The 26,536-nt window shown below is 62.5% G+C and carries 28 protein-coding genes and 2 pseudogenes; 16 read left to right on the forward strand and 14 right to left on the reverse strand.

Going from position 1 to position 26,536, the window contains the following annotated elements; all coding sequences use genetic code 11:
• Positions 1 to 14: 14 nt before the first annotated feature.
• Positions 15 to 557, reverse strand: a complete 543-nt coding sequence (locus JQ580_RS27670) for a tetratricopeptide repeat protein (protein WP_212283575.1) — start codon at positions 555 to 557, stop codon at positions 15 to 17.
• Between the two features lie 251 nt (positions 558 to 808).
• Here JQ580_RS27670 and JQ580_RS27675 point away from each other — a divergent pair, with 251 nt between their 5' ends.
• The 4 genes from JQ580_RS27675 to JQ580_RS34280 all read left to right on the forward strand — a co-directional run bounded on the left by JQ580_RS27675 (position 809) and on the right by JQ580_RS34280 (position 3,272).
• Complete coding sequence (locus tag JQ580_RS27675) at positions 809 to 1,159, forward strand: His-rich protein BRANT (protein ID WP_212283577.1); 351 nt, start codon at positions 809 to 811, stop codon at positions 1,157 to 1,159.
• Between the two features lie 190 nt (positions 1,160 to 1,349).
• Complete coding sequence (locus tag JQ580_RS27680) at positions 1,350 to 1,784, forward strand: hypothetical protein (protein ID WP_212283579.1); 435 nt, start codon at positions 1,350 to 1,352, stop codon at positions 1,782 to 1,784.
• Positions 1,785 to 2,069: 285 nt separating this feature from the next.
• A complete protein-coding gene (locus JQ580_RS27685) occupies positions 2,070 to 2,777 on the forward strand; it encodes an outer membrane protein (protein WP_212283580.1) in 708 nt (235 codons plus the stop codon).
• A gap of 252 nt (positions 2,778 to 3,029) precedes the next feature.
• Positions 3,030 to 3,272, forward strand: a complete 243-nt coding sequence (locus JQ580_RS34280) for a DUF6719 family protein (RefSeq protein WP_212283581.1) — start codon at positions 3,030 to 3,032, stop codon at positions 3,270 to 3,272.
• 27 nt (positions 3,273 to 3,299) lie between these two features.
• On the opposite strand, the gene JQ580_RS27695 is transcribed toward JQ580_RS34280, so the two are convergent.
• Positions 3,300 to 3,554: a hypothetical protein gene (locus JQ580_RS27695; protein WP_212283582.1), complete on the reverse strand. Its 255-nt coding sequence runs from the start codon at positions 3,552 to 3,554 to the stop codon at positions 3,300 to 3,302.
• 298 nt (positions 3,555 to 3,852) lie between these two features.
• Complete coding sequence (locus JQ580_RS27700) at positions 3,853 to 4,227, reverse strand: hypothetical protein (RefSeq protein WP_212283583.1); 375 nt, start codon at positions 4,225 to 4,227, stop codon at positions 3,853 to 3,855.
• On the opposite strand from JQ580_RS27700, the gene JQ580_RS27705 reads away from it, so the two are divergent.
• Positions 4,226 to 4,492, forward strand: a complete 267-nt coding sequence (locus JQ580_RS27705) for a hypothetical protein (protein ID WP_212283813.1) — start codon at positions 4,226 to 4,228, stop codon at positions 4,490 to 4,492. The genes JQ580_RS27700 and JQ580_RS27705 overlap by 2 nt on opposite strands.
• A gap of 3 nt (positions 4,493 to 4,495) precedes the next feature.
• On the opposite strand, the gene JQ580_RS27710 is transcribed toward JQ580_RS27705, so the two are convergent.
• Complete coding sequence (locus JQ580_RS27710; protein WP_212283584.1) at positions 4,496 to 4,711, reverse strand: hypothetical protein; 216 nt, start codon at positions 4,709 to 4,711, stop codon at positions 4,496 to 4,498.
• A 244-nt stretch (positions 4,712 to 4,955) separates the two neighbouring features.
• On the opposite strand from JQ580_RS27710, the gene JQ580_RS27715 reads away from it, so the two are divergent.
• From JQ580_RS27715 to JQ580_RS27730, 4 genes are all read left to right on the forward strand, one after another.
• The gene (locus tag JQ580_RS27715) at positions 4,956 to 6,653 is read left to right on the forward strand and encodes a methyl-accepting chemotaxis protein (RefSeq protein ID WP_212283585.1); all 1,698 of its coding nucleotides are present in this window, start codon (positions 4,956 to 4,958) and stop codon (positions 6,651 to 6,653) included.
• Between the two features lie 231 nt (positions 6,654 to 6,884).
• Positions 6,885 to 7,604 (forward strand): class I SAM-dependent methyltransferase, encoded by a 720-nt coding sequence (locus tag JQ580_RS27720; RefSeq protein WP_212283586.1) that lies wholly within the window; start codon positions 6,885 to 6,887, stop codon positions 7,602 to 7,604.
• A 60-nt stretch (positions 7,605 to 7,664) separates the two neighbouring features.
• Positions 7,665 to 8,378, forward strand: a complete 714-nt coding sequence (locus JQ580_RS27725) for a class I SAM-dependent methyltransferase (RefSeq protein ID WP_212283587.1) — start codon at positions 7,665 to 7,667, stop codon at positions 8,376 to 8,378.
• Positions 8,379 to 8,472: 94 nt separating this feature from the next.
• Positions 8,473 to 10,305, forward strand: coding sequence for an outer membrane protein assembly factor BamB family protein (locus JQ580_RS27730; protein ID WP_212283588.1), 1,833 nt, complete (start codon positions 8,473 to 8,475; stop codon positions 10,303 to 10,305).
• 3 nt (positions 10,306 to 10,308) lie between these two features.
• On the opposite strand, the gene JQ580_RS27735 is transcribed toward JQ580_RS27730, so the two are convergent.
• Positions 10,309 to 10,569 carry a hypothetical protein gene (locus tag JQ580_RS27735; RefSeq protein ID WP_212283589.1) on the reverse strand — a complete coding sequence of 87 codons (261 nt, stop codon included), beginning with the start codon at positions 10,567 to 10,569 and terminating at the stop codon, positions 10,309 to 10,311.
• Positions 10,570 to 10,692: 123 nt separating this feature from the next.
• Here JQ580_RS27735 and JQ580_RS27740 point away from each other — a divergent pair.
• The 3 genes and pseudogenes from JQ580_RS27740 (at position 10,693) to JQ580_RS27750 (ending at position 13,550) form a co-directional block, all read left to right on the forward strand.
• A pseudogene (locus JQ580_RS27740) lies at positions 10,693 to 11,105 on the forward strand (GFA family protein).
• 220 nt (positions 11,106 to 11,325) lie between these two features.
• A complete protein-coding gene (locus JQ580_RS27745) occupies positions 11,326 to 12,957 on the forward strand; it encodes a hypothetical protein (RefSeq protein ID WP_212283590.1) in 1,632 nt (543 codons plus the stop codon).
• A gap of 254 nt (positions 12,958 to 13,211) precedes the next feature.
• Positions 13,212 to 13,550, forward strand: a complete 339-nt coding sequence (locus JQ580_RS27750) for a hypothetical protein (protein WP_212283592.1) — start codon at positions 13,212 to 13,214, stop codon at positions 13,548 to 13,550.
• 100 nt (positions 13,551 to 13,650) lie between these two features.
• Here JQ580_RS27750 and JQ580_RS27755 read toward each other — a convergent pair.
• The 5 genes and pseudogenes from JQ580_RS27755 to JQ580_RS27775 form a co-directional block, all read right to left on the reverse strand.
• Positions 13,651 to 13,899, reverse strand: a pseudogene (locus JQ580_RS27755) (TIGR02391 family protein); the annotation flags it as partial.
• A gap of 14 nt (positions 13,900 to 13,913) precedes the next feature.
• Positions 13,914 to 14,396 (reverse strand): hypothetical protein, encoded by a 483-nt coding sequence (locus JQ580_RS27760; protein WP_212283596.1) that lies wholly within the window; start codon positions 14,394 to 14,396, stop codon positions 13,914 to 13,916.
• A gap of 92 nt (positions 14,397 to 14,488) precedes the next feature.
• Positions 14,489 to 15,649 (reverse strand): patatin-like phospholipase family protein, encoded by a 1,161-nt coding sequence (locus JQ580_RS27765; protein WP_212283598.1) that lies wholly within the window; start codon positions 15,647 to 15,649, stop codon positions 14,489 to 14,491.
• Complete coding sequence (locus JQ580_RS27770) at positions 15,646 to 17,913, reverse strand: ThiF family adenylyltransferase (RefSeq protein WP_212283600.1); 2,268 nt, start codon at positions 17,911 to 17,913, stop codon at positions 15,646 to 15,648. The genes JQ580_RS27765 and JQ580_RS27770 overlap by 4 nt, the downstream gene beginning before the upstream one ends.
• A gap of 3 nt (positions 17,914 to 17,916) precedes the next feature.
• The gene (locus JQ580_RS27775; protein WP_212283602.1) at positions 17,917 to 19,044 is read right to left on the reverse strand and encodes a ComEC/Rec2 family competence protein; all 1,128 of its coding nucleotides are present in this window, start codon (positions 19,042 to 19,044) and stop codon (positions 17,917 to 17,919) included.
• 171 nt (positions 19,045 to 19,215) lie between these two features.
• Here JQ580_RS27775 and JQ580_RS27780 point away from each other — a divergent pair, with 171 nt between their 5' ends.
• Positions 19,216 to 19,539, forward strand: a complete 324-nt coding sequence (locus tag JQ580_RS27780) for a helix-turn-helix domain-containing protein (RefSeq protein ID WP_212283604.1) — start codon at positions 19,216 to 19,218, stop codon at positions 19,537 to 19,539.
• Positions 19,536 to 20,417 (forward strand): ImmA/IrrE family metallo-endopeptidase, encoded by an 882-nt coding sequence (locus JQ580_RS27785; RefSeq protein ID WP_212283606.1) that lies wholly within the window; start codon positions 19,536 to 19,538, stop codon positions 20,415 to 20,417. The genes JQ580_RS27780 and JQ580_RS27785 overlap by 4 nt, the downstream gene beginning before the upstream one ends.
• A gap of 267 nt (positions 20,418 to 20,684) precedes the next feature.
• Here JQ580_RS27785 and JQ580_RS27790 read toward each other — a convergent pair whose 3' ends face one another.
• The 3 genes from JQ580_RS27790 to JQ580_RS27800 all read right to left on the reverse strand — a co-directional run bounded on the left by JQ580_RS27790 (position 20,685) and on the right by JQ580_RS27800 (position 22,962).
• Positions 20,685 to 21,404, reverse strand: coding sequence for a helix-turn-helix domain-containing protein (locus JQ580_RS27790; protein WP_212283608.1), 720 nt, complete (start codon positions 21,402 to 21,404; stop codon positions 20,685 to 20,687).
• Positions 21,401 to 22,534 (reverse strand): ParB/RepB/Spo0J family partition protein, encoded by a 1,134-nt coding sequence (locus JQ580_RS27795; RefSeq protein WP_212283610.1) that lies wholly within the window; start codon positions 22,532 to 22,534, stop codon positions 21,401 to 21,403. The genes JQ580_RS27790 and JQ580_RS27795 overlap by 4 nt, the downstream gene beginning before the upstream one ends.
• 65 nt (positions 22,535 to 22,599) lie before the next feature.
• Positions 22,600 to 22,962, reverse strand: a complete 363-nt coding sequence (locus tag JQ580_RS27800; protein ID WP_212283612.1) for a hypothetical protein — start codon at positions 22,960 to 22,962, stop codon at positions 22,600 to 22,602.
• A 351-nt stretch (positions 22,963 to 23,313) separates the two neighbouring features.
• Here JQ580_RS27800 and JQ580_RS27805 point away from each other — a divergent pair, with 351 nt between their 5' ends.
• Positions 23,314 to 24,024, forward strand: a complete 711-nt coding sequence (locus tag JQ580_RS27805) for a hypothetical protein (RefSeq protein ID WP_249134474.1) — start codon at positions 23,314 to 23,316, stop codon at positions 24,022 to 24,024.
• A 1,266-nt stretch (positions 24,025 to 25,290) separates the two neighbouring features.
• On the opposite strand, the gene JQ580_RS27810 is transcribed toward JQ580_RS27805, so the two are convergent.
• Complete coding sequence (locus JQ580_RS27810) at positions 25,291 to 25,899, reverse strand: hypothetical protein (protein WP_212283615.1); 609 nt, start codon at positions 25,897 to 25,899, stop codon at positions 25,291 to 25,293.
• Positions 25,900 to 26,037: 138 nt separating this feature from the next.
• Here JQ580_RS27810 and JQ580_RS27815 point away from each other — a divergent pair, with 138 nt between their 5' ends.
• Positions 26,038 to 26,268, forward strand: coding sequence for a helix-turn-helix transcriptional regulator (locus JQ580_RS27815; protein ID WP_212283617.1), 231 nt, complete (start codon positions 26,038 to 26,040; stop codon positions 26,266 to 26,268).
• The last annotated feature ends 268 nt before the right edge of the window (positions 26,269 to 26,536 follow it).

A 26,536-nucleotide genomic window follows, 5' to 3' on the forward strand; every position in this document is an offset into this window, starting at 1 on the left:
AGGATGTGATCGTCTCAGTAGACGAGCGTCGCGCCGGTCGGCTTGTCGAGCGCCGTGGCAAGCGAGCGATACTCGGAGCTGTCGGTGCCGGCGAGCGAGGCGATCTTGTTCAGATGGTACTGCGCCTGTTCGCGGTTGCCCTGCTCGAGCTGCCAGAGGCCGTAATACTGCCAGGTGCGGACGTGGTTCGGATCGTCCTTCAGCGCCAGCTCGTAATAGACCTTCGACGACTGGTAGTCGCCGAGTTTGCGATAGGAGTAGCCGATCAGATTGGCGACGTCGGCGACGTCGTCGCGCTTGAGCGACTTCAACTGACCGATCGCGCCGCTGTAGTCGTGGTTGTCGTAGATCGCAGTGTAGGCTGTGCGATAGGCGGCGAGAAATTTGGGATCGCTGACGGAAGAGCTCTTCTTCTTGCCCTTCTTGGACGAGGAGTCGGACTTCGGCGGCGACGAAGGCTCGTCACTGCCGGCGGCATAGGCGCTGGACAGCACCGGTGCGGCCGCCAGCGACATGGCGACCAATCCCGGCAAGACAAGCATTGAGAGTTTGCGCATCTGAATTCTCCCGTATGGAACGTGGCGATCCTACACGATTGCCCGAAGACCGGAACACCCGTCTGGCGAAAACATTCCGGCTTCGCACGATCTATTCGCCCCGGCGTGGATGACAAACTCGTCATCCAGATGAACGGGAGCCTGCAAGGGGCTTCAGACCGGGTTCAGCGCGCCGCCCCTAGGCTCCCACCCATGATCGAAGGGGCGGCGAGAGGGCGCCGCCTCGAGATCCTTCCAAGAGGAGACCTGCCATGTTGAAGACCATTTCCGCAGCCTTGCTCGCCGCTTCCGTGATCTCAGCCCCGGCCTTCGCTGCCGAGGCCGGCAAAACCACCACGGCCCCGGTGATCAAGGCCGGCCAGAGCCAGACCAAGGCCTCGACCACCGCCGCGAAGCCGGACACCGCCATCAAGCCCGCTGACGTCAAGGCGGACGCCAAGGTCGACACCAAGTCGAAGGCGATGAATGCCAACGCCGCGGTTACGGCCGACGAGCACAAGGCCGTGCGCACCCATCGTCACCACCACAAGCATCTGTCGGCGAAGAAGCTGAAGGCGCAGCCTGACGCGACCAAGCCGCTGGCCACCGAGAAGCGCAGCTGACGGTTGGTCCTTACGCGGCGGCATCCATTGCCCGCCGCCGGGTGAGGATTTCAGGCCCGGCCGGCGTCCGTGCGAACGCGCAGGCGCCGGCCGCGGTGCGTGAAGCAAGGCCTGCCGGCAGGCCCGAATTCCCTTTGCGCGACCTTGCGGCTAGAACGTCCCCCGAGTCTGTTCGAGCGGAGCGGGACCTGTGGGGCGATTGGCGAAACGTGCGGTGAGCTTGGCATCGGTCCTGCTGTTGCCGCTGGCGCTCACGGCATGTTTCGGCAGCGACGGCGACCGTCCCACCATCATTGGTGGACCGCAAGCCGGAGGGCCGCAGCCGTTTCCCGACAATTTCCGAACCGACATCCTGGCACTGATGCGCACCTATCTGAACAACCCGGTCGGCGTGCGCGAGGCCAGCATGGCCGAGCCGGTCCAGCGCGAGGTCGGCGGCCGGCAGTTCTATGTGAGCTGTCTCCACTTCACCCCGCGCGAGAGCGACGGCAGCTATAAGGCCATGCGGGAGCGTGCTGTGATCTTCGTGAACGGACGGGCGGACCGTGTCGTCGACCGGACAAGCGACCTCTGCGCCGGCGCGGTTTACGTACCCTTTCCGGAACTCGAAAAGATGACGCGGTAGCGCAAAGCGCGTTTTCATCGGTGGGTGCTAGACCGGGGCTGCCAGGCCCGTGGATCACATTTTGGGGAACTTTGAACGGGGCGGACTGACCGCGCGACAAATTGTTACGGCTGGATTTGCGCAGGCGATAAAAACCACCTGTACAAGGCAATCCGGGGGAACAAAATCGCGTTGTTGCCCCTCCGTCACAGTTACGAACGATCAACGTTCCGGCATCGCCGCGAAGCAACCCAATTCACGCCACGTTGTTTCCTGAGTGTCGTAAATGAAAGAACGGGGATGACAATGAAATCGATTTTGCTGGGTGCAGCCGCTCTGCTCGCATTGGCGGCGCCGGCCGCAGCCGCGGACATGCAAGCGCGCACCTATACCAAGGCTCCGGCCTACACGCAGCCGCAGGTAATCTACAACTGGACCGGCTTCTACATCGGCGGCCATGTCGGTGGCGCGTTTGCCGGCGACAGCAGCTTCCAGTCCAGTGACGCCCGCTTCCTTGGCGGCGTGCAGGGCGGCTTCGACTACCAGTTCGCACCCAACTGGGTGTTGGGTATCGAGGCCCAGTATTCCTGGCTGCCGACCAGCAACAACGGTGTCACGTTCCCGCTGGGCACGCAGGTGACCTCCAATACCGACCAGCTCGGGTCGGTGACCGGTCGCCTCGGCTACACCTGGGGTCCGGCGCTGCTCTACGCCAAGGGCGGTTACGCCTGGCGCAATGGCGGCCTCGGGGTCAACATCGCCGGCGTGCCGCAGGGCTTCACCACCACCGGCAATAGCAAAGAGGGCTACACCGTCGGTGCTGGTCTCGAATACATGTTCGCGCCGAATTGGTCGGCCAAGGCCGAGTACCAATACTATAACTTCGGCAGCACCACCTTCACCTCCGGCCCGGCCGACATCGTCGGCGTTCGCGGTCGGGAGGACGAGCATACCGTCAAGGTCGGTGTGAACTACCGTTTCGGCTGGGGCGGACCGGCAGCCTCGCGCTACTGATCCACCACCCGTGCCAGCGCTCTGACAAAGGCCGGCTTCGCGCCGGCCTTTCGTTTGTCAGACCTTGGCTTGCCGGCTCAATATTTCCTTCGTGTGAACCATCTGGCGCGTCATTTGCAGGAATTATTCCGGCGCGCGACTTCTCACGCGCGTCATAGGACTTGGGTAAAGCAAAAATAATTTTTGCCGCTTACGGAACTGGCGCTCCGGAAAGCGTTATATGAGAATTACCGGGCTGGTGGGACGACGGACATGCGTATCTTGGTGTCGGCAGTGGCGTTATCTTGCCTCTTTGGCCTGCCGTGCTCTGCACAGACAATCCTCAAATCCGAGCCTCTGATGCTGGCACCTTACGAGGTGGCTTTCGTCAAGGATGCGTCCTGCCCGTCGGGCAAGGTGCTGAAGGTGACCGGCGCGATCCGCGGGCTGCATCGCCGCAAGGCCTGCGTTCCCATGCCGGGTGAGCAGGCTTCATTGGCCGCGGCGACGCCCTGAGCGCTTGGCGGCTTCTGCCACCGGCCATCACGAATTCAGCTCGAGCTCCATCTTCGACTGGCGGTCGGCCTCGGCCTTGTTCCTGGCAGGGTCCTCTCCCTCGGCGGCCCGGCAGGGCTTGATCTCGTAATCGTTGTCGAGCACCCGGCGCGGCCCGGGACGGTCCTCGTCGGCGCTGACATCCACGACCAGCCCGCTCCGATGCGCCAGCTTCCAGACGTCGGATTCGCTCGGATAGGCTTTGCTGATCTGAGCGTCGTTGCAGAACAAGGCGTAGGGCATTCTTCCCGCTCCCGGAAAGCGCGTTAACGACCTACGAGCCAAGCGGTTCCGGGCGGCTTCCGATCACGGCGCCGTGATCAGAGGGCAGAGGTCCTGAGTCCTTAACGAGTCCTGAATCCCGGAAAAAAGAATCCCTGGGACTCGTTTGGCGGAATCAGCGGATGTTCCCGCCCATGACGAGCGACCTGAACACCTCTTGTGGGCACATGCTTCTGCCGCTGACTTTGGCGCTGGTCAGCGCCTGCGCGGCCAATCTTTGGCTGGTGTGGTCCTGGATCTAAGGCCCTGAGGGGGCGGCTTACTTTCTCGCCGGTGGGCCGGAGCCGTCGCGAATGGCGGCGCGCAACCTGGACAGGGTTTCGGCGCAATATTCCTCGCGCTCGCGCTCGAACCGCTCTTGATGCTTGCGGAAACTGGCAATGCGGGCCTGCATCTCGTTCCGGAAGTCCCCGCCCGCGCGCGGCGCCGGCAGGGGGGCGGGCGGGGGCGGCAGCGGGGCTTGCTTCCGCGTGGTCTCGACATCGCGAGCCTGCACGGCGACGTCATCGGCTGGGACGCGTTGGGCAGCCGTGCTCGTGCCCGGTTGAAGGACATGATCCTTCCTGCCGGTCACCGATTGGACAAAGGCCATTGTCTGCGCGATCAGAGCGTCGCGTTCCGCGATCCATTTCATGATCCACCTCAGCCGCCGCATTCCAGCAAAGCGACTGCGTCAAATCAAGCAAGTTTGCAAAGGGATTGCATATTTTTCCCGGTCATCCGACATAGGGCGGATGAACTCCGGAGCAGAACGGTCGAACGCGGTGGAGGGCCTAAGGCTCATCCGCGCGTTCCTGTCGCTGCCGCCCGACAAGCGGGCGGAGGTCATCGCGTTCGTGGAGGGTTTGGCACGTGCGCAGGACCGGCCCGCAGAGGGCGCAGAGGCGTCGCCGAAGTAAGCGTTATCGCTGGCGTGGATTGACGTTCGGCTCGAACGGGGCGCCGATCACCCGAACCGGCGTGAGATCCGACGTCCGCGGCATCTCGGTCGTCGCCCGCTCAGCCGTCACCCGCTCAGCGACCAGCCGTTCGGACTGAGGTCCGATGGCAGGCTCCAGCAGCGCCAACGTGCCCGCCACAGCGCCGCAACACAGCGTCACCGTCGCCAGCAAGAACATATTCCGGTTTTCTTCTCTGATCCGCATGGGCCGACAACGCAAAACGCCCGGGCGCGGTTCCGCTGTTGGAGAGATCCCGGGTGCCGCGAAAACGGGCTCAAGCTTACGCGAAGCTTACGCCGGAGCGCAGAGGGGTTTATTTTCCGTAAGAGGACGCCCTCAAATTGCATTAAATTTTAACAACCGCAGGTTTTGATGCACGGTGCTGGGTTTATGCCCGGCAGAACATTGGTGAGCGGCGGACATGAGCTTTTTGAACAATCTGAAGATCGTCTGGAAAGTGGCGCTGATCGTGGCGGTGATGGGCTGCGCGATGATCGCCGTCGCGGGCTTCGGCGCGCGCGAACTTGCCGCAACCGTCGACAGCTTCGGCGAACTCGCCGCCGCGCAATCCTCCGCGCTCAACCTCGCGCGCGCCCAGCGCCGTGCGGAGACTTACCATGCCGCGCTCTATGCCGTCCTCACCGAGGCAACCGAGGCCGGCAATGCCGCTCGGCTGAAGACCGCGAACCAGAACCGCGACGAGATTCGTCAATACCTGGACGCGGCGGAGCGAGACGATCCGCAGCGCGCCAATCAGATCAAGAGCATCGGTGACCAGCTGACGGGAGCGTTCGCGGGTTGCGACCCGGTGCTGAAGGCGGGATCGCAGGCCAGCAGCACGGAAGAAAATGCCAAGGCCGCCGACCGGGCGCACAAGGAGTGCGATCCGCTGCTCGATGCGGCCCTCGCACGCATTGCCCAATTCACCACCGAAACCGGTCAGGCCGTCGCCAAGCGCAAAGAGGTCATCAATCGCGATACACGCGCCGCGACCTGGACCGTGGTCGGCGTCAGCGCCGGCGGCCTGATCCTGGGCATGGCGATCGCGCTGTTCATCGGCCTCAAGGCGATGTCGCAGCCGATTGCCCGGCTCAAGCTCGCCATGGAGGGGCTTGCCCGCAACGATCTCAAGACCGAGGTGTCCGAGAAGGACCGGCACGACGAGATCGGCGACATGGCCAGGACGGTCGAAGTCTTCAAGACCAATGCGCTCGAAGTCGAGCGCCTCAAGGCTGCGCAGCTCGAGGTCGAGAAGCAGGCTGCCGAGCAGCGCCGCCGCGACATGGTCAACCTCGCCGACGGCTTTGAACGCGCGGTCGGCGAAATCATCGAGACGGTGGGCTCGGCGTCCACCGAGCTCGAAGCATCGTCCTCGACGCTTGCCACCACCGCGCAGCGCGCGCAGGAGCTGACCTCGGTCGTCGCCGTCGCTTCGGGCGAAGCCACCGGCAATGTGCAGTCGGTCGCGACCGCCACCGAAGAGTTGTCCTCGTCAGTCAATGAGATCAGCCGGCAGGTGCAGGAATCCGCGCGGATGGCGGGTGAAGCCGTCGCCCAGGCCCGCACCACGACCGAACGAGTCAGCGAGCTCTCGGTCGCGGCGACCCGGATCGGCGACGTCGTCGAACTGATCAACACCATTGCCGGCCAGACCAACCTCTTGGCGCTGAATGCCACGATCGAGGCGGCGCGTGCCGGCGAGGCCGGTCGAGGCTTCGCGGTCGTCGCGGCCGAAGTGAAGACGCTGGCCGAGCAGACCGCGAAAGCGACCGGCGAGATCAGCCAGCAGATCTCCGGCATCCAGACAGCCACCCAGGACTCCGTCAATGCGATCCGCGACATCTCCGTGACCATCGAGCGGCTGTCGGAAGTGTCGTCGACCATCGCCGCGGCCGTCGAGGAGCAGGGCGCAGCGACCCAGGAAATCTCGCGCAACGTCCAGCAGGCCGCGCACGGCACCCAGAAGGTCTCGTCGAACATCACCGACGTGCAGCGCGGCGCCGCCGAGACCGGCTCGGCGTCCTCGCAGGTGCTCTCGACCGCCAAGATGCTGGCAAGCGACAGCACAAGGCTGAAGGACGAGGTCGGGAAATTCCTGCGGACGGTGCGCACGGCGTAAGTCCGCCGGCATCGCCGCGTTCTAGAGCGCCAGCACGAAACCGAGCGCGAGAATCAGCAGCACGGCCGTCATGACGACGGCCGTCACCGCGCCGGCAGCGATCCTGGCCTTGTCTCGGGGCGTGGTGGCGTGCATGGCATGCGCACGTTACCTCTTATTGAAATCGGATCCAATCTGTGGTTGTTGACCGTCCCCGCGCGGGTGCGCGGATAGACACCACGGGTCCGGGACATGAACGAGGACGTCGGCGACGGCTGGGCCACCTCGGCGGCCGCATGGATCGCCGAGCAAGGCGAGGATGGCGACTATGGCCGTCGTTTCGTGCTGGATGCACCGATGCGGGCGCGGATCGAAGGTCGCGGATTCCGCGACGCGCTCGACGTCGGCTGCGGGGAGGGGCGCTTCTGCCGCATCATGCAGCGCGCCGGCATCCGCACCACCGGCATCGATCCGACCGAGGCGCTGCTGGCGCGCGCTAGGCAGCTCGATCCCGAGGGCGACTACCGGCTCGGCCGCGCCGAGACGATGGATGCCGAGGCGTGCTACGATCTCGTCGTCAGCTATCTCAGCCTGATCGACATACCCGATCTCGCCGCGGCGATCGCCGGGATGGTGGCGGCACTGCGGCCCGGCGGCACTCTGCTGATCGCCAACATGACCAGCTTCAACACCGCCGGCCCACCGGACGGCTGGACGCGCGACCGCGACGGCACCTTGCGCTTCACCATCGATCACTACATGGACGAACGCGCGACCTGGGTGAGCTGGCGCGACATGCGGATCCTGAACTGGCACCGTCCGCTCAGCACCTACATGACGCTGCTGCTCGACCACGGTCTCCAGCTGCGCCTGTTCAGTGAGCCTCAACCGACGGGCGGCACCCCCGAGCAGATCGCCCGGCATCGCCGCGTGCCCTACTTCCACATCATGGAGTGGCAGAAGCCGGATTGAGCGGTGCGGGCCCCCCGGCTTGCTGTAGTGTGATCGTGCGACTTGAGGTGAGGCTTGCCGATGATCTCAAACCGTCCCCCCGTGCTTGCCCATGAACGCTTCGTCGCCGACCGCGATAATTTCTCCGGGCTCGATCTCGCCGCGCGGTTTGAGCGGATCGAGCGGACCAACCTCTGGGGCGCTGCCAGCTCGGTGTCCGGCCTCGGCTCGGAGGACCCGGCCACTGCAGCGATCCGGGACGCGTTGCCGCCGCTGCTGCAGCGGCTCGGCGTGCGCTCGCTGCTCGATGCGCCCTGCGGCGATGCCGGCTGGATCGGCCGCGTGAAGCTCGACCTCGATTATATCGGGATCGACATCGTGCCGTCTCTGATCGAGACCAACAATGAGCGTGCGGCGCGCGGCGAACTGGCCGGCCGATTTCTGGTGGCCGATATCACGCGCGATGCACTGCCGCGTGCCGACCTGATCCTGTGCCGGGACTGCCTGGTGCATCTGAGTTTTCAGAACATCGCCCGCGCGATTGCTCGCTTTCGCGAGAGCGGCGCGCAATTCCTGCTCGTCACGACGTTTCAGGAATTTGAGGCCAATCGTGATTGCGAGGACGGCGACTGGCGCGCGCTCAACATGACGAAGCCGCCGTTCGACTGGCCGGTGCCGCGCGCGTTGATCGACGAGCGCTGCGAGGAGGGCGATGGCGGCTGGCGCGACAAGAGCCTCGGGCTCTGGCGGCTGGACGACCTGCCGAATCCCGTCCACGTGGCCGCGGATGTGTGACGGCTGCGGCACAACCTCCATTGCGGATTCAATCGCGCCTGCGATAGACTTCGGGTTGTGTAGGCGATCTCCCGTCGCATGCCGGAGCCCCTCCATGGGTCTACGTGCCGTCCTGGCCGCGGTGTTGATCTGGTGCAGCGCGCCGGCGCTGGCGCAGCAGGACGGGGGCGCACTCTATGCCGCGCATTGTGCGCAATGCCACGATGGCGATGCGCAGGCCCGCGTGCCCGGCCGCGGCGCCATGCAGGCGATGTCGTTCGATCATGTGCTGGCGACCTTGTCCAGCGGCAGCATGGCGGCGATGGCAAAGGACCGCAGCGAGGCCGAACGCCGCGCGATCGCCTCCTTCGTCACCGGCAAGACGGCGGCGAACGGCGCCGCCGCGGACGCAGATGGCGGCTGCGCGCAACAGGCGAGCGGCTTCCCGCAAGCCCTCGACGGTCCGCACTGGAACGGATGGGGCGTCGACGCTGCTAACAGCCGGTTCCAGCCGACCGACATGGCCGGGCTGACGGCGGAGCAGGTGCCGCGCCTGCGGCTGAAATGGGCTTATGCCTTTCCCGGGGCCTCGGTGTCGTTTGCGTCGCCGACGATCGTCGGCGGAATGCTGTTCATCGGCGGCACCGATCGCAAAGTCCATGCGCTCGATGCGCGAAGCGGCTGCACGCTGTGGACGGTGGCGATCGATGCGGCGGTGCGCGCCGCGATCAGCGTTTCAAAGCTTCCGGGGTCCGATCAGGACGCGATCTTCTTCGGCGATCTGCGCGCCAACGCGTATGCGGTGAACGCGCTGACCGGTGCGCTGATCTGGAAGACGAAGGTGGAGGAGCATGCGGCCGCGCGGATTACCGGTGCGCCGACGCTGCATGATGGTGTGCTCTACGTGCCGGTGTCGTCACTCGAGGAGGCCGCCGGCTCGCAGGCCTCCTACGAATGCTGCACCTTCCGCGGCAGCGTGGTGGCGCTCGAGGCCGCGACCGGCAAGACGATCTGGCAGGCCTACACGATTCCCGAGATCCCGCATCCCACGACCAGGAATGCCAGGGGCACGCAGCTCTTCGGCCCGTCGGGCGCTGCGATCTGGTCGGCGCCGACGATCGATGCGAAGCGGGGCGCGGTCTATGTGGCGACCAGTAATTCCTATTCGAACCCGCCGGCTGCGACCGCCGATTCGATCCTCGCGTTCGAGCTGACAACCGGGAAGCTGCTGTGGAAGCAGCAGGCGACGCCGAAGGACGCCTTCGTGGTGGCGTGCTTCATGGCGGACAAGACCAATTGTCCCGACGAGCACGGGCCCGACCACGATTTCGGCCAGTCGCCGATCCTCGTCACCTTGCGCGATGGCAAGCGCATTCTGGCCATCGCGCAAAAATCCGGCGTCGTGCACGCGCTCGATCCCGACGACGGTGGCAAGATCCTGTGGCAGACCCGGATCGGGAAGGGCGGTTCGCTCGGCGGCAGCGAATGGGGCTCGGCCGCGGACGGCGAGCGCATCTATGTCGCCAACTCCGACGTGCGATTCATGCGCGACGGCACGCGGCAACTGGATTCCACGCAAGGTGGCGGCCTGTTCGGCCTCGACCTTGCGAGCGGCAAGATCGCCATGGAAGTGCCGCCGGTCGCGTGCGGCGACCGCCGCCAATGCAGCCCCGCGCTCTCGGCGGCGGTGAGCCTGATCCCGGGCGTCGTGTTCTCCGGCGGTGTCAGCGGTTTCCTGCGCGCCTATGCCACCGACGGCAAATTGCTCTGGGAATTCGACACCGCGCAGGATTTCAAGGCCGTGAACGGCGTCCCTGCCCATGGCGGCGCGATCGACGGCCCCGGGCCCGTCATCGCCGGCGGCATGCTCTACACCAATTCCGGCTACGGCCAATGGAGCGGCGTCGCCGGCAACGTGCTGCTGGCGTTCGAGGTCGGAACAGACTGAAGGTCATTGCCGGGGGCGGGGCAGGATCAGCACCATCGTAGCGGGTTGTCCGACGACGCTCTCCACCGCGTCCGCGATCTGCGTGCTGTATTCGGCGCTGATGACTCCCGCCATATACTCGCTGCGCGCATAGGCAATCACGACGCCGCCCGTCAGCTGTGCGCAACGAAACCCCTGAAGGTAGGTGTCGTATGCCTTTGCACCCAGGCTGAAGTTGAGCTTGGCTTGGACGGCAAAATCCTCGTCGGCGGTCAAAACAATCATGCGTCCTCCGTCTCCCGCACGAGATACGGAACGGCGCAATTAACGTTGTGCATGAGGCCATGCTGAATTGGGACGGAACGAAACGCCTGAACGTCGATGGATTTTGAAATAAGGGATGCATCAATGATCGGTGCCAGATGCAGTTGCGGCGCACTCGGGCTGTCGCTTCCGGGGCCTTCGCGGCTCGTCGTTGCCTGCCATTGCCTCGACTGCCAGCGACGAACCGGCGCGCCGTTCGGCGTCGGTGCGTTCTATGCCGCGGAGGCAGTAATGATCTCGGGGACGTCAAAGCCATACGTCCGGACGGCCGCGAGTGGCGGCAAGGTTCGCAACTATTTCTGTCCCGACTGCGGCTCGACGGTCTATTGGCTCGCCGACAATCTGCCCGCGATGATCGCGTTGCCGCCGGTGCGATCGCACATCCCGAGTTTCCGCCGCCGATGAGATCGGTGTTCGAGCAGTCGAAACATCGCTGGGTGATGATCGAAGGTGCCGAGCACTTCCAGCAAGGCAGCGTGTCGAAGCGTTCCCGCTGACATCCGTAGGGGACGAATGGTGCCGGCTGAGGGGATTGAACCCCCGACCTTCGGTTTACAAAACCGCTTGTCTGTAAACAGGATATCGCCTGGCGAGATCTAAAGCGCAAAATTTGTTGACAGTATAATAGGTTATTAAGGTAACGAAAATTGAGTGCTTGTGGGACGGACCTTCGGTCTACATATGTGTGTATCCCCATGTATCCCCAAAAGGCCGGAAATGGCAAACAAGCGATACGCGCTGACGAAGGATTTGCTCGGCGAGGCAGGCGCGAAGCGCGATGCGGACGCTGAATGCCAGTTCGCTATCGATAATCCCAGAGGCCTGAGCATCCGCGTCAGGGGCGGGGAGGTCGCCTACTATGTGCAGGCCCGCACCCGCGTCCGAGGCCAGAAATCCACGGTTGTCAAGCGGCGGCTTGGTGCGGTGGGAGACTTCACGTTCGCCCAAGTGAAGAAGATCGCCACCGAGGCGATATTCGCGATCAAGAACGGGCGCGACCCGGACGCCGTCATCGAAACAAGGTTGATGGGCGGCGACGAAAAGTCCGTTGCTGTCGCGGTTGACCGCGCTGAAGCTATAAAGGGAGAACTGTGGACCTTCGAGACGCTGATTAACCAATACGCGCAACGAACGAAAAGCTCGAAAGATGGTGGTCGAAATGAAGCCGCCAAGTTGCGCCTTGCGCCTTCGTCGATTACCGAGCTTGAGACCCGATTGCGAGATCGGCCGGAAAACACCGAACTCAAGAAGCGCTTCGTAAAGGAGCTCCGCCTTGAAGATCTTGAAGAAGTGCGGGACCGCATTGATGCCAGCGGTTCAGGTCCCTCCGCTGGAGCAAAATACGTCGATCTCGCTAAGCGCGTCCTGCGCTGGGGACTTAAGCAAAAGCGGCGCTTCACTGGCCTGGACCCGACCGCGACCTGGTGGGAGGCATTATCCCACGAGTACGAGATGGAGGACCGCTCGAAGCGTTATCTGACTCCGGCGCAGATTGGCATGCTCATCGCGCTTCTGGAAGCCGTCAGGCCTTTGGGTGGCAATAACAACGATGCGGTCCTGGGTGCCCTGCAAGTTTCATGGATGATCCCCCAGCGCAGCTCCGCTCTGGTGAACATGCTTGCTTTGGGCTCCGATCGCTGGATCCCCGATCCAGCACCGGAGCGCGCCGGCTGGCGCGTCTACACCTGGAAACCGGATGAGGTGAAAAATAAGCGCGAAATCAAGCTGAGCGTACCGCCTATTGCGATCGAGATCCTCGAAAGAGTGGCGCGGTACTCGAAGCAGCAACTAGGTGCGATCTCGAGGTGGGCGTTTCCGCAGGACCGCAATAAGTATCTTGTGCGCGATCTCGCCGCCAAACAACGTAACGATAATCGCGTACCGCCCCATCTGGATAAGGCGATTACCCCTTCTTCCCTCAATCATGCGCTTGATGCCCTGGCAGGCCGCAAACCGGGATGGCCGGATCTGCTCACCGTGGTCGGGCTGCCCAACAGAATTGGTCCGCATGACGAGCGTCGATCCGTCACGAGCTTCTTTGAGAACTTCGGTGAAGGTGCATATGCATCCGCGCTCTTGGATCATCGCGTGAGCGGTGCAGACAAGATGTCGCGCGAGGTCGCTGCCATTACCCAGAGCGTCTACAGCGCTGCCGACCGGGTGGTATTCAAGGCAGAAGGCATGCTGATCTGGATGGAAGCGGTCTTGCCTGCCTACGAAGCTGCAAAGAAGGATCCGCGCTTGGCGAAGGCAGTTGAAATGCGAAAGGCCGCTTTGGCCAATGGGTTGCCGGAAGAGAAGGCGAGAGGGCGAAAGGCGCGTTCTGCCGGCGCGCTTGCCTCGCTTTAGGAGCGCGGGCAAGTCCTTCCTCGCCACCAGACCCAGCGTAACCCCTTGATCTCCCAGACTTGGCCGTTCGAAGTTTCACGCGAGTGAGGTCTCCTTGATACATCCGGAAGCGTGGTCAATCAATCGCACTTCGAACTGCGGTAAGTCCTTCGAATACCGGAAGGTCATCGGTTCAAATCCTATCCCCGCAACCAACGCTCCCCTAGACTTTAGGGTTCGGCCGCCCGCTCGGAAATCCTGAGCAGGGCGGCGAGTTGGCCGTAAATGTCGATCCGCGCAGGTTTGTACCGGCCCTGTGGGTGAACGACGACTTTCTCGACAATCTCCCGAACAGCCTTATGGGCAGCCAAACGGCTGTCCTCGTCCGAATTCGCGAAGGCCTGCTTCAGGTTCCTTATCTTGTCGCGTTAGGCATTGCCTGCATTCGGGTGAAACTCGACTGTCGGCGGGACGACCTCGGCAATCGCGGCCTCGATCTCGTCGCGTGGCACGGCGAAATCGAGCAGTCCATTCGAAGCTCGGCAACTTATACGCATCTAGCGCTTTTCATGCGCCAGCAACGATCCGCAATTCAAGCGCGATCAAGCCAATAAGCTAGGCGCTCAGCCTGCGTTGATTGGCGAACTCGTGCGAGAATTGGCCGGCATCAAGTGGATGCCCCATCGAGGAGCTTCGCCAGCAAGCTCACAAACGCTATGAATTCCAGCGCCCTTTCAGGATCGTCGTTGATGAAGCCGTGAGCGCGGGGTTGCGTAGCCCGGACACTGCGCCGGAAAACATCATCATAAATCCCTTCTGCTCGTCCTTGTCCGACTGGTCAGAGAGGTCATTGAATTTTAAAATGGGGTTCGAGGGGCTGAACGCGCGCTCCATCAAGCTTGTGCCGTCAATTTCCAGATCGCTGCGCAGTCTTACCAGACCGTTCAACCGCTTCACTGCGGCCTCAACGGCGTTTGCTAATGCCCATCCGTATAAAGCTTGCTCGCGGCGCGGGCGATCTCGGGATGCAGATCGACGCCCGCATACGCCCGCACGGCTTTCGAAGCGACATCGCCTCCTGAATCGCCGATGCGCTCCTTCGTGATTTCGATGGCGGTCTCGATGCTCCCGATTGCGCGGTCGACAGCAGCCCTGATGCCGGGAAGCCTGCTCCGAACTGGGGGCCAACCCCCAACAAGTGACATTGGTGTATCGTCGAGTGAGTGAACCGCGTATCGATTGTAATCGGTCGTGTCTGCTCCGTAGATCTCCATGAGCGTGTCATCGAACTTCTGACGAAGGCTGCCCAGCACGGGTTCCTCGATCTCATCCGTCAGAGTGTTGAGGTCTAAGCCCTTGAACTCCGCCAGCCGACGCTCAAGCTTTGGCAACGCAGCGCGAAGCTGGTCGATCGATAATCTGGCGGGGACCGCACCAGTGGAAGTGCTACGCTTCGCCATGAGACCTTGGATATAAGCGCCTGAAGTCCTGTAATTTAGCTGCTCTCGTGCCGGACGCAACCTGGCCGATCCGCCGCGCGCGCCGCTTTGGCCTAACGGACGACTGGCAGCCCTGAGAAGTCGGGCTTCGTGTTGTTGGGCAGTGGGATGCGGCTCGCGCGAAGCGCCGCATCAGCATGTGCATAGCCAGCACGAATGATGTTAACCCGAGTATCGAGGGTGTATTTCGTTAAACGGGTGGCGACCTCGGCTGCATGCTTGGTCTGTTCAGCCGTGAAGCCCAGCTCGTTGCCGACGCCATAAGACGCGACGGGCTCACCGATGCCCCAATACGCGATGCGCCGCTCGCCAGTGCGTTCCAGGCCGAACAGCACGCGCCGACGCATGTTAACGCCCTGCTGCAAGGCGATATTGCTCGCGCGCACGGCCAGCGAAAGCCAATTCGATCGGGGAGCGATGCTCGGTGGCGTTATTGCCCCTCCATCGCTGACCAAAATGGTTCTGTAGCGCTTCCAGACCGGCTCAAGCCCGAGATTGTCGTACACGCCGCCATCGGTCAGGCAGAGCTGCGTTGTGTAGGGTTCACAGCGGAGATCGGAGCCATTTTCGGGCTTAAGCGCGCCGGGCGGGACATCGATATAGGTCGGTGAAAGGTACGGCGGAAACGAAGCAGAGGCGGCGACGACGGGCGCAAGCCGCAGCGTGGGATTGCGCCACATACCCACGCGGTAGTCTGCGGCATAGTCGCGAGCGAATCGCCACAGGACGCCGCTTTGAAGGCTGGTTGCCGTAAATGAGAAGCGCGGGCGTTGCGGCAGGTCCTGAAGGGTCTTGCCGCGAAACAGCCAATAATCGTAGGCCAGAGCCGCGACGCCCGAGGCATGGACGAAGGGCAGAAAGCCAAGAGCGATTGCCGGAATGTCGATGTACTTGCGCGAAAGCGTCAGAATCGGCTCGGCCACGCGTTCTGTGAGATTGGTGGCAATTCCGTTCTGGTCGAAGGTGAGCAGATCCCACGCGACCGCAAGCGCGCCCGCCGCGAGTGATCCGCCGGACACGCTCGCCACGCGGTCCAGCTTGGCCAGCAAGCCAAGCTCGTTCATGCGGACGAAAGCTCCGAGGTGAAACAGCATGGCACGAAATCCGCCACCAGACAGGCAGAGCCCGATGCCGTCCTCGAGCTTTTGCCCGCCGAGAAAGTCCGCGGCGACCGCTGCCTCTGGCGGAACGCCCTGTGAAGACGCTTCGCTCACGTCGGGGCCTCTTCATCGTCGACGGCGGCACCCAGACAGATCCTGATGCCGGTGTCGCCCGCGATAAGCATGACGCCGGGGCAGCCGTCCATCGACAACGTCGTGGCGAGCCAACCAAGCTGAAGGAGATCTTTGCCGCTTGGATGAGTGCGCGCGCGGCGAGGGTGTGAGTGCCACTCACCGACGTAGCGGGCCTGATCAAGGGTCTGGGCAATGGCGGCCTCGACGCCCTGGCGCAACCCTTTTGTTCCCCGCTTGAATTCGGTCTCGGATGCTGCGCTATCAGGCGGCGCGGGCCATGCCTCGATGATGTCAATCCGAGCCGCGATCAGGTCGACTACGCCAAAGAGAACGCCTCCGGTCTCTGCCGGCAAGCCGGCCGTTCTCATTTCTTGAATCCGGGCTTCCAGGCTGCTCGGCAGCGTGATGGTCCAGCCAAGGATGGACTGTGCCCGCACCGCACCGATCTCGCCGTGATGGACCGTGACGCTGCCATCCTTCGACAGCGACCAGACTCGCAGATCGCTTTCTGGCTTGCCCACCGCTTCCATCACCCCCGCGGAGGCCAGCCCGGCAAGGATTTGCGCGCGAGCAGCGGGGATACTGTTGGTTACGGCGCGGCAGGCGCCCGCATAAGGCACCGCATCGACGGACTGCGAAAGATGATCTTCCAACGCAGGGACCTTCAAGACGTCGCCGTAATAGCTCGCTTCGAGCAGGCGCAGGTCAATCGTCCGGTCCTGGCTTTCCATCAGCAACACCACCGCGGTGCCGGCTGGGTTGAAGAAAGCGCTGCCGCGCCGGGCTCGGGTGGCGTGGTCAGAGAGCCATCTTGCCACCGGGATCGACGCGGCGGCATCAATCACCAGGTCGGCGCCTTGCAGGGCGGCGGCGACCTCATCCGCCCGGGTCGCCAGCTTGAGCACGTCCGCGTTGATGGCATCGGCGCGTAGATCGGTGCGGACTTGCATCAGTCGCCGCGCGAGCGAGTCGGCCTTGGACATGCCGATCTCTGTGGTGGTGAGTTCATGACGCGCGAGATTGTGCGGCAGCAAGTAATCGGGGTCGATGAAGGTCCAGTGCTGGCCCAACCCCTGCCGCGCGAGCGTCTCGGCGACCATCGAGCCGATCGCGCCGGCGCCGATCTGCACGACCCGTCGCGGGACATCAACGGAGTTTCCGGCAAGATCAAGGGCCCTGCGCTGGTCAAACCCGACGTGGGCCGCGGTCACGAGCACGATCATCCCTGCCAGCGCCTGCTCATCGGCTTTTGCAGGCGTAAACAGCCGGGCATAACGAGCACCATGCGCTTCGGGCGAGCGCCCTAGGAGGCCGAGAGCGACGCCGATCTCACCCAGCGTGGCCAGGGTGAGGAAGGCGACGTCGTCGCTTTCGCCGGTCGGGTTGCCGTCAGGTCCGATGATCGGCATACGCAGCAGCAGGCCAATTCGCGTTTCGAAATTAGTCTGGCTGCCGGCCGCGCTCCACGCTGCGATGCGCGCCGTCAGCACCTCCGCAAGGTCGACGCCGCGAGCATTCAGCTCATGGAGGAGGGAGCCGAGGTTCGCAGGAGCGCGTCGCATCCGGCTCATGGCGCGCGGCTCCAGCGTTAAGGCGATCACCATGAAGGTGCCGGCCTGTAACCGCTGCAGCTCGCCCGGCTGTGGCTCGCGCAGCGAGACCACGACCGGGTTCTGAGGATCGTGGGCAAAGGCTATCAGTTCGCGCGTTCCCCCGTCGAAGGTGTTGCGCGGAATAATCAGGTGATAGCCTTCGCGCATGAAGAACGGATCGGGCGGCTGACGGAGGTCGTGAAGGCCGCCGCGTCCGGCGCGCTCGAACCATTTGATGATGCGGTGCAGAAGCTCGGCCGGCGTATAAAGCGGGCGCGCCTCTTGCCAAGGCCGGTCATCCACGCAGAGCGAAAAAGGAACGCCGTCTGGCACCCAGTTCTGATGGGGTGTGTCAGGGAAGTCCGTACGGAGGGCTAGCACCGAGGGCGCGTAGCTGCCGTCGGTCGTGAACAGGATGCCGATGGGCTCTTCTCGCAGGAGGTGATATGCCGGCCGCTGCGGGCGGTTGGTCCGCACCTGAATGATCAGCAGCTCACCTTCGGCGTTCGGGCCGCTGCGTCGGGCGCCTGTGATGGTCGCGAGGCCCTCGGCCTGGTTGACAAGGAAGTCGCGGAACCGGACCGCCATCGAGCCGGAGAGGTGCTCCGGCTCGACAGGTTCGCCCCAGATGTGCAGCCAGTCGTGCAGCATCAATCAACCAGCGCGAGCCGGCCGCGAGGTCGCGATGCCGATCGCGGAGGGGGCGGCCAGCACCAGGCTGACCCCGGAGGTGGTGATCTCGACGACCAGCGGCTTCGGGCGGGACACCGACGGCGTCTCCATCGTCACCTTGAACTCGCCGTCCTTGCCGTTGACCACGCGGCGGTGGTGTGCAGCCGCCTGACGGTGCGGCGGCTGATCGCTCTTGTCGGCGTCGCTGCCCTTCACGGGAATCGGGTCGCTCGGCGAGATGATCAGGCAGCCTTCGCGGCCCTGCTCGAACAGCCACTTCACCTCCGGCACCGGCACCGTCTCGTCCATGCCGCGGTCCGGGCCGAGCGACAGGTACGAGCAGTGGTGGAAGAGCTTCAGCACGTCCCAGAGCAGCCGGCCTTCACGCTTGTGGCGCTTGGTGGTCTCGACGATCTTGGTGAGCGTCTCGTAGTCGGCGTCGGAGCCGAGCAAACCGTAGCTCTCGACCCCGCCTTCCACGAAGGTGACCTGCATGACGATGCTGTCCTGGTTGCGGTCCTCGACCTCGCGGTCGTTGAGGCGCCACGCGAACGGGCTGTGCACAAAGAACTCGGCCCTGTCGGCGCCAGCCTTGTCGAAGCCCGGCACGGTCTGGCCGGCATCGACGATGCAGGAGGCGCGGCTCTCGACACTCAGGCCCCATGAGGCCAGGAGATCGTGCAGGTGACCGGGACGGGAGAACACCTTGATGCCCTTGCCGGCCTGCAGACGCGCCCGCGCTTCCTGCCGGATGATTCGCGCCTCGCCATTCGACCCTTCCTCGGTGACAGCCGCCGCCGGCACCCACAACTCCTTGATCTTGATGCGGCCCGCGCCCTGGTAGGCCGCGGCGTGCTCGAACCAGAAGAAGTCGCTGGAGCCCTTGATGTGGTCGTTGTCGAGGTGCGTGAAGCAGACCACGTCGAAGTAGTCGCGGTCAGCATCCTTGAGGTCGCGGCGCAGCTCTTCCGCCAGGTCGATCCGGAGGTCGCAGGGATCCTTGGGGTCCCGCATGTTGGCGAAGTCGATGAGGACCTTACGGCTGCTCACGAGATCGATGCGGCTGGTGTCCGCATTTCCAAGAGGGAAAAACGTAATCTTTGCAGTCATTTATGCCTCCTTCCGGGGCGACGCCGATACGCGGCGCGGTCGATAGGAGCTCCCGAATGCCACTCCAGCCTGGAAGCATGGCTTATATGCCTACTCCGAACATAATGGAACCTGTACCGGGAGTCAAGGAACTGCTATCTTGCTACTCCGAACAAAGGGGAAGCCGTTGAAATGAGCGAAAAAATCGGAGCCAAGATCAGAAAGCTTCGGTTGGGAAAGGGGCTGACACTCGATCAGCTGGCCGAAAAGTCAGGGTCGAGTAAGTCGTATCTCTGGGAGCTGGAGAACAAGGACCCGCCGAGGCCGTCGGCGGACAAGCTGGCCGGCATCGCCAAGGCCCTTGAGGTCACCGTTGACTACCTCCTCGGCGAGGACACGCCCGAAGAACTGATAGCTGCCGAGGACAAGGCGTTCTTCCGCGAATATCAACGCATGACTCCGGAGCTGAAAGCCACGCTGCGCCAAATGCGCAAACTGCTGGATGATAAGTCATGAACTTCGAGGGGTGGGGGTCGCAGCGCTGGGCGATTCATCTGACCCAGCTTCTGAACGCCGCCAATCCGCCGGACCGCTATCGCTTTAATATTGCGGCGTTCGCGAAAGAGATCTCCAACACTTTGTGTCCCGACGACCCCATCGCCGAGGTGCGCAGCGTCGACCTCGAAGACTGCGAAGGGGCCTTGCTGCCATCCGACTCGGGCAAGCGCTGGGGCATCTACGTCAACAAGAAGGGCTCGCCGCGTCGTCGCCGGTTCACGGCGGCCCATGAGCTTGGCCACTACCTCGTCCACCGTCAAAAATACCCCGACGGCCTGCGGTGCGATGAGGCTGCCGTCGACGGGCGCAACGGCATCGAGATAGAGCGAGAGGCCAATGATTTTGCGTCAACGCTGCTGATGCCTCTCGATGACTTCCGGCGCCGGATCCCGGCAAAATCGGAAACGGATTTCGACCAGCTCAGCGAATGCGCCACGCACTATGACGTCTCTCTGGTCGCGGCCATCCTGCGCTGGCTTCGGTACACCGAGCGCCGTGCCATAATCGTCGTCTCGCGCGACGGCTACATGAACTGGGCTTGGTCGAGCGAAGCAGCTCTCAAGAGCAGAAGATACTTCAAGACCAGCGGCGCGCCGGTCGAGGTGCCGGCCCGCTCGCTGGTGGGGCAGTCTATCTTCACGGAGGAAGCCCGAGCCGGCGTGAAGCATGCCGAAGGTGTGTGGTTCGATGAGCCGACCAAGGAGATGACGCTGCGGGCCGAGCAGTACGACCTGAACTATACACTGCTGCAATTTGCGGACGTGGTCCCGGTGTTTCATCACGATGGGCCCCGCGATTTGGATACTTACGACCGCTTTATGGGAGTCCGGGAATAACCCCCAAGGCGTCAGGATACGGTTTCGCCGAAACGCATAGGGCTGTGATAGGATAGTCCCATGCAGACGGCTGACGTTATCTCCCGCTTAAAATCCGTAGAGCCCCAACTACGAGCCTTTGGCGTCGCTGGGCTCTACATCTTCGGCTCACGCCGGGGCTGCGGTCGAAAGTACGGCCCTGACCCACAAACAAGAATGACATAGAGGTACTCGCGTGCCCGCTCTTTGCTCTCGTGGCGACGCGATAGCCGGATCAGGCGCCATGAACTAAGCGCCAGCTTTTGATATCTCAGCTTCGAAGTACTTCCACGACCTGATCTTCGTGTTGCTCTTCACGGCCCGCGCGCCGACCTTAATCAGGGACGACGTGACCGTTTGATCTCCCAAGCGCTTTAGCCACTCGACGACGGGCCACAGGTTTTGGATGCCAGGTGAATCCCAATCGATAGCGGTGCCGAGTTGGATGGAAATCTCTACTATGGTTCTGGCTGCGTAGTTCCACGCGTCGAGATCCGGACGGTGGGGTTCCCAGTATTCCGGGAAGAAGACTACTGGTTGATTCAGTCTTGCTGGTTGATCCTTACCGATTACGGTGAACGTGGTTCCGGCAGCTTCCGGAATCTCCTTCTGGTTGCTACCTGAATCTTCTTCCGGTACCATAGGGGAGGACGGACCGGGATTTGAGGTTTGTGTGGCTGCGGACACCACCTCATTTCGGTCGATGAGAATGGTAATCACGTCCGACGTGCGTTTGCCGTTAAGGTATCGCGGCCGACGTTCGATGAGCCCCTCCAATTCTAATGCCTTCAGCGCAGAATTCACTGCTCGTGAGGTGAAGCCCGTGCGCTTCGCAATGGTGTCTTGTTTCGGCCAGACATCGTTGTCGCCGCGTTCTTCATTATGGTGATCGCAGAGCTCCAACAGCACCAACTTTTTAGTTGGACTGACGCTCTGTTTCCACGCCCACTCATATGCGCGCAAGCTCATTGGGACGAGGCCTCGATCCATGCGAGGAACTTCTCACGAGCCGTGCTCGACGCCCCAAGCCAAGCCTCCTTCAGTGCTGAGAGGTCGGAAGAGTCGATCTCGGCATCGGCCGACAACGACAAGGGTTCCGTCACCTCCCGGCCTTTTGCGGTGGATGACGCCCGCATTTCCCTTCGCGCCTGCACCGCCGAAACCTGAGCTCCAGCTGCGGCCTGTTCGATGAGCCGCTCCTGGGTCGCCGGCGGGAGGTGCGGCAGGGCGTCGAGCTCGGCCCCAGTATCGAGAGCAGTCCCGGCGACCCGCGTCAGCGTGGCGGAGCCGATACGGTCAGCTCGCTGGATCGCCCGCTGAATAGTACGCTGCGATCGCCCCGTCTCGTTGGCGGTATCCTCCGAAAAAGACGCTCGCGCCAACGTGGCGGCAGCGTGTCGCCGTCCTTGTCGGGCATTGGCGGCGGCTGCGCCTTTGGCCTGGCCGTTGCCCTTCCCGTGCCGCAGTTCGTATAACTCGCGGCGGCGGGCCATGAATCGAGCTTCGTCGGCAGGCCCAAGGTTCGCCCTCGCCAGAACTGCTTCGACCTCCCACCACTCCGCATTGCTATCGTCGAGAGCAACCACGCGGCAAAGTATCTCGTGGTGTCCGAGATTCCTCGCCGCGTTGATACGCTGCATCCCGCTAACGAGTACAAACTTTTCTGCATCGGTCGGGTCCGGCCGGACGACGACCGGATGGATGAGGCCGCTCTCCGCAATCGAATCCATCAATTTCGAGACCGAGGCCTTGACCACGCCGCGGAGCCGGTTCCTCATCGTGATGTCAGCCAGAGGCACATGCCGGAAGATGTCGAGCCCGGTGTTGTTCCCGGCGCCGAGTTCAAAGGGATTGGGCGGCAATGGCGTTCGCTGAGCCTCAGAAGAATCGTTCGATGCGTCGGTTTTGGGAAGGTCCGTCGCCACGTCGGCAGCGCCGCGTGGGCGCTTGTGTTCTTCGTCAGAGCGATCAACGTGCCTCAATCTAGGAAAACCAAAGGGCAGGGGGAGGGCAGCCACGCTGGGAGCCGTCGCCTGCTCCGGCACGTGCTGCGGGGTGTCCCCAGGTTCACTGATCTCGCTGATCGAATGCTGATCCAACCCGTCCTCCTGCCGTTTGGCACGGGCTCGATCTTCGCAGGTTCCATTGCTGTCCGGCAAATTGCTCAGACGCCGCAAATTAGTTGACGAGCCCCGAGCGCTTCAGGTGCTGTCAACATTTCAGCGGCACACGGACAAAAAGTTTTCCACTGCATTTGTTGCAGGGAAGGGTAAAGCCGACCGTCTGGTGGGCATTTGAGCGTTTGGGAGAGCTGAAGGAGATGATGGCCGAGCAGGTCCATGGGGTCAAGACCGACTTTACGTTTCGCCGTGGTGCCCGAGTATCCATAGCCAAACTGGACCGAGCGCACACACTTATTCGCCAAGGTCGGGACGCCGGCTGAACCGAAGTTGTCGGCGCCGCCACCCTGGCGAAACTGCGGATCGTCACCAGGATTTCTGAAGCAACGCTTGGGAAACTTGGCCACGTCGTTCGAAAAAGATGCAGCGGTTAACCCGATTTAACGATGTTCTGTCGTCGAAGTTGTTTTTGGGTGAGCGCCGATTATCTTTGACGTGTCCGCCACGTTGGAGCGTGGTTGTGCAGCTTGGAGAGGCTGCCGGACCTCCGGACCCGGGGCCACTTCGTGGCGAAGGCGGTGAAGGCTTCTCCATCTAGACCTAGCCTTCTCCCCGGGACGCCTCGTGCACCCTTATGAAAATCACCTGAATCGACGTCCTCGGGACGTCAATCGACGCGTATCGTTGTCGTTGCGCGATGCGATTGGTGTCTCAATGGCTAAGCACAGGGAGACTAGTCCTCGGACTAGTCCTGCGAAATGAGAGTCCATGTCGGCGCCCAAGCCACCTCGAAACCTGGTCCTGATACCGCTGATGACGGTCCGGGTTCGGATACCTGTGACGAAGCTCAATTCGACGAGAAAGTCGCTGAACTCGGGCTGGAGCGGACCACCGCCTATGTTCGTGTAACTCGAGCAAAGAGGAAGGTTTCTGACGCAGCCACGAAAAAGCGAGAGTACCGAGCGGAGCGGAAAGCCAAGGGCTTCGAGCAATACGTCGTCGAAGTGCCAAGGGACCAGGGGGCGAAGGACACCGTCTACGCCGTGGCGCAGGCGATCGTCACCGACCAGAAGGACAGCAAGAATCTGCGTTCGACCATCCTGTCCGTCGTTTCGAGCGAGTCTTTGCTCGAACTCGCCCAGCTGCTCATCGCATCAGGGGTGGATGCCTCCTCAATCATCGAGCTGATCAAGCGGGGAGACTTAGCCAGGATCGCCGCGATCCACGCTACACGTCCTACGCTTCTTGAAGACCTCTGCTGCGCGGCGAAGACCAATGACCAATTTATGTCGGTCCTAGACAGTCTTCTCTGTCATGCTGACGACATATCAGACAGCTCTGCCGACGGCTTGCTGGAGGCGGCTGCCGCGGCGTGCGCCAGCCCCGAGGTGCTCGGCTTCATCAAGGTGCGCCAGCTTGGCGGCCTCCGTGCTCGCCTGTTGGGTTGGCTCTTGGGAGACGCTCACTAGCCGATCGGAAGCGGCACCGGCCAAGTCGTCTCCGAGCAGAATGTCTAGCGATCGACAGCAGCTTTTCGGCACCAGGAAGGGCTTGTCCTACGGCTAGTCCTCGCGTGGGGTTGTACTCGTTCGTTTGCAAATATCGCGGTTGTGGCCTCTTGGCCATAACTCCGCTCGTTACGGCTTTGAAGCCAGTTGAGCGATGTGATCGTGAGGACGACATATCGGGGTCTGCTCTTTGGAAAATCTCTTCCGATGATAGTTGATCTCGGCGTTGGCAACGTCGGCGTCCGCTTACACGACTTGGGACGCCCGTCGGCACCGTCGCTCCAACGGTGTCCGTGCTGATTGAGCAGATCATTGATCGCGAACGGGGCGTCGATGACCTTGATGCGACGCTAGGAACGTCGAGCGCGATCGAAAGTTGCGCGCCAGGATCTTCAACACGGCATAGCAGTCGAGCGCGGTGTGGGTCGTGAAATAGACCAGACTGCGCGGTGCAGGTAGGCGGCGGGCACCAGCAAGGCCATAGGGCTTTTCAATCAATGACCGTTGCCGAATAGGCTCAGTGAGAGTTACGAAGAGCGGCCAATGTGCCGCTGCGAGGACCGTGATCGCATCGATAGTCTTGTCAGGTCCTTTCTCACGACGCGCCGGGGCCTCTCGTTTGGCTTCCCGCCAGTTCGGCGGCTTTGTCGCGGTTCTATCTGTTCAGGGCTGGTCGCTGGGAATGATCTATGTAACATACGTCCGTCACCCACCGGCAATGTGGCCGCCGCCTCGCAAATCCAGATGGGCCGCGTTCCGCCGACCGCGACCGTCAGCCTGGATGCGAGTCTCAAGGCCAAGGGGCCCGTGCTGCTGCTTGCGCCCACCTACAGATTGCCAGTCCTGTGCTGGAAGGCCAGCTCTCCGTCGCTACCACCGGCGTGTTCGGACGGTTCGGCGAGCATCAAGGGACGCTCACAGGAATCATCGAGCCGATCCGACGCCCTCACTTCGGTCAGAGACCACTGACCGATGGTGTCTCTGAAGTGACATGACGGGTCTAGAACTGGATGACAGCGGATTGTTGGACATCGCCGTTTGCTCGATCACGGATTCACTCGTGGTTGAAATGGATGACTTCATTCAGTCCTCGGCCGCTGGATCGAGCAAGAACCTGATCACTAGCGGCAGATTCCGGCGATCACGTCCTCGGGATCATCGACCGCCGATTCCTGCAAGGCTTCGAGCGTAGTCGCCCGCTGGAATGCGGCGGATAGGGCGGGCAAGTTAGTCTTCCTCCGTCCCGTGCTCGTGGGCCTTGATCGCCGACAACACTACGGCGCCGGCCTCACCGAATTTTTCGGGTTCGGTGGAGTAGCGGAAGCCCCACCCCAACCACGACACCGAAAGTTCTCTCGAGAGGGCGTGGCCCACATCGGTGAGCCCGACGATCTGTGCGAGGACGAGTGCGGCGGATGCTTGACCAGCGAGCGCGCAGTGAAGCAGTGCCGTCATCGCGATGTCGGTGTGAAAATCGATGTTCTCGATGGGCATCATCGATAGGGCCGTAGCGATGGCGGCATCGACATCGCCATTCAGGGCAGCTCGGAATTCGGCGTCAGAACGAAGGACGTCCACGTGCTGCAGCGTCTCGCTGATTTGCGCGCGCTCCTGGTCACGAAGGATGTGCGCAGGCAGACTGCGCCACCAGGTCAGGGGCGTGCTGTCATTCGGTGAGAATGGCCAAGTCGGAGCCGCACCGAATCTCCACGCCTGATCTCCGAGAGAGGAAAGGGGCATTCCGGCGCCGTGCTCGCTGGCATGGTTGTCGCCATCCCTGCGGAGCCCGCGCGCAGTCTTTCTGTCGCGCCCAGGGGCCTTGTTCATGTCCTTCATAGCGACGTCCTTTCGCTGAGACGCCCGCGCGGTAGTAGCGCTCCGCGAGGGGTTGCGTTGGTGCTCGGAATATCCTTCTCATGGTGGGCCTGAGATGTCAGGTGATTCGACAAAATAACGTTAACAAGGTCTTAAGATATGATCTCGGTGGAACAAATCCGCGCTGCGCGAGCTTGGTTGAATATTTCGCAGCAAGAGCTCGCCGACGCATCGAACGTCGAGGTGCGGACCATTTATCGCATTGAAAGCGGGTTTCGAGGGGCGACCGAGCGAACGCTCGAGAAGATACGCAAAGCATTCGAGCTGAGGGGCTTAGAGTTCATTTTTGAAGGTCCGAACCCGGTCGGCTTGCGCCTCCGCCGCGTGTGATCATGGCTGGGTCCTTCCTGGGCCGACGGAGCGCGCTCGGGGCACGCTGCAATAGGTTGGGCGTGCTGAAAAACCGCTCCCACATTCCGGCGCAATGGCAATGCGGACCGCGACGGAATCCTTCCAGTTCGAAATGACGACGGGGTCACGCGCGGAAGTCGGATCAATACCTAACAGTCAAGGACCATGCACCTCGATAAAAACCTATCGGATCCCGGGCTCTCGTCATTCTCCTCCGATGGGCTCAATCACTCCTAGGATGATCATG

Origin of the sequence: Bradyrhizobium sp. SZCCT0148 (genome assembly GCF_018129985.1) — a bacterium.
GTDB classification, from domain to species: Bacteria; Pseudomonadota; Alphaproteobacteria; order Rhizobiales; family Xanthobacteraceae; genus Bradyrhizobium; species Bradyrhizobium japonicum_H.

What these genes read in the sequence shown, in the direction of transcription:
- JQ580_RS27670 (WP_212283575.1), bottom strand. Translation starts at nt 557, where the DNA reads ATGCGCAAACTCTCAATGCTTGTCTTGCCGGGATTGGTCGCCATGTCG.
- JQ580_RS27675 (WP_212283577.1), top strand. Translation starts at nt 809, where the DNA reads ATGTTGAAGACCATTTCCGCAGCCTTGCTCGCCGCTTCCGTGATCTCA.
- JQ580_RS27685 (WP_212283580.1), top strand. Translation starts at nt 2,070, where the DNA reads ATGAAATCGATTTTGCTGGGTGCAGCCGCTCTGCTCGCATTGGCGGCG.
- JQ580_RS34280 (WP_212283581.1), top strand. Translation starts at nt 3,030, where the DNA reads ATGCGTATCTTGGTGTCGGCAGTGGCGTTATCTTGCCTCTTTGGCCTG.
- JQ580_RS27695 (WP_212283582.1), bottom strand. Translation starts at nt 3,554, where the DNA reads ATGCCCTACGCCTTGTTCTGCAACGACGCTCAGATCAGCAAAGCCTAT.
- JQ580_RS27705 (WP_212283813.1), top strand. Translation starts at nt 4,226, where the DNA reads ATGATCCACCTCAGCCGCCGCATTCCAGCAAAGCGACTGCGTCAAATC.
- JQ580_RS27700 (WP_212283583.1), bottom strand. Translation starts at nt 4,227, where the DNA reads ATGAAATGGATCGCGGAACGCGACGCTCTGATCGCGCAGACAATGGCC.
- JQ580_RS27710 (WP_212283584.1), bottom strand. Translation starts at nt 4,711, where the DNA reads ATGTTCTTGCTGGCGACGGTGACGCTGTGTTGCGGCGCTGTGGCGGGC.
- JQ580_RS27715 (WP_212283585.1), top strand. Translation starts at nt 4,956, where the DNA reads ATGAGCTTTTTGAACAATCTGAAGATCGTCTGGAAAGTGGCGCTGATC.
- JQ580_RS27720 (WP_212283586.1), top strand. Translation starts at nt 6,885, where the DNA reads ATGAACGAGGACGTCGGCGACGGCTGGGCCACCTCGGCGGCCGCATGG.
- JQ580_RS27725 (WP_212283587.1), top strand. Translation starts at nt 7,665, where the DNA reads ATGATCTCAAACCGTCCCCCCGTGCTTGCCCATGAACGCTTCGTCGCC.
- JQ580_RS27730 (WP_212283588.1), top strand. Translation starts at nt 8,473, where the DNA reads ATGGGTCTACGTGCCGTCCTGGCCGCGGTGTTGATCTGGTGCAGCGCG.
- JQ580_RS27735 (WP_212283589.1), bottom strand. Translation starts at nt 10,569, where the DNA reads ATGATTGTTTTGACCGCCGACGAGGATTTTGCCGTCCAAGCCAAGCTC.
- JQ580_RS27745 (WP_212283590.1), top strand. Translation starts at nt 11,326, where the DNA reads ATGGCAAACAAGCGATACGCGCTGACGAAGGATTTGCTCGGCGAGGCA.
- JQ580_RS27760 (WP_212283596.1), bottom strand. Translation starts at nt 14,396, where the DNA reads ATGGCGAAGCGTAGCACTTCCACTGGTGCGGTCCCCGCCAGATTATCG.
- JQ580_RS27770 (WP_212283600.1), bottom strand. Translation starts at nt 17,913, where the DNA reads ATGCTGCACGACTGGCTGCACATCTGGGGCGAACCTGTCGAGCCGGAG.
- JQ580_RS27775 (WP_212283602.1), bottom strand. Translation starts at nt 19,044, where the DNA reads ATGACTGCAAAGATTACGTTTTTCCCTCTTGGAAATGCGGACACCAGC.
- JQ580_RS27780 (WP_212283604.1), top strand. Translation starts at nt 19,216, where the DNA reads ATGAGCGAAAAAATCGGAGCCAAGATCAGAAAGCTTCGGTTGGGAAAG.
- JQ580_RS27785 (WP_212283606.1), top strand. Translation starts at nt 19,536, where the DNA reads ATGAACTTCGAGGGGTGGGGGTCGCAGCGCTGGGCGATTCATCTGACC.
- JQ580_RS27790 (WP_212283608.1), bottom strand. Translation starts at nt 21,404, where the DNA reads ATGAGCTTGCGCGCATATGAGTGGGCGTGGAAACAGAGCGTCAGTCCA.
- JQ580_RS27805 (WP_249134474.1), top strand. Translation starts at nt 23,314, where the DNA reads ATGAGAGTCCATGTCGGCGCCCAAGCCACCTCGAAACCTGGTCCTGAT.
- JQ580_RS27810 (WP_212283615.1), bottom strand. Translation starts at nt 25,899, where the DNA reads ATGAAGGACATGAACAAGGCCCCTGGGCGCGACAGAAAGACTGCGCGC.
- JQ580_RS27815 (WP_212283617.1), top strand. Translation starts at nt 26,038, where the DNA reads ATGATCTCGGTGGAACAAATCCGCGCTGCGCGAGCTTGGTTGAATATT.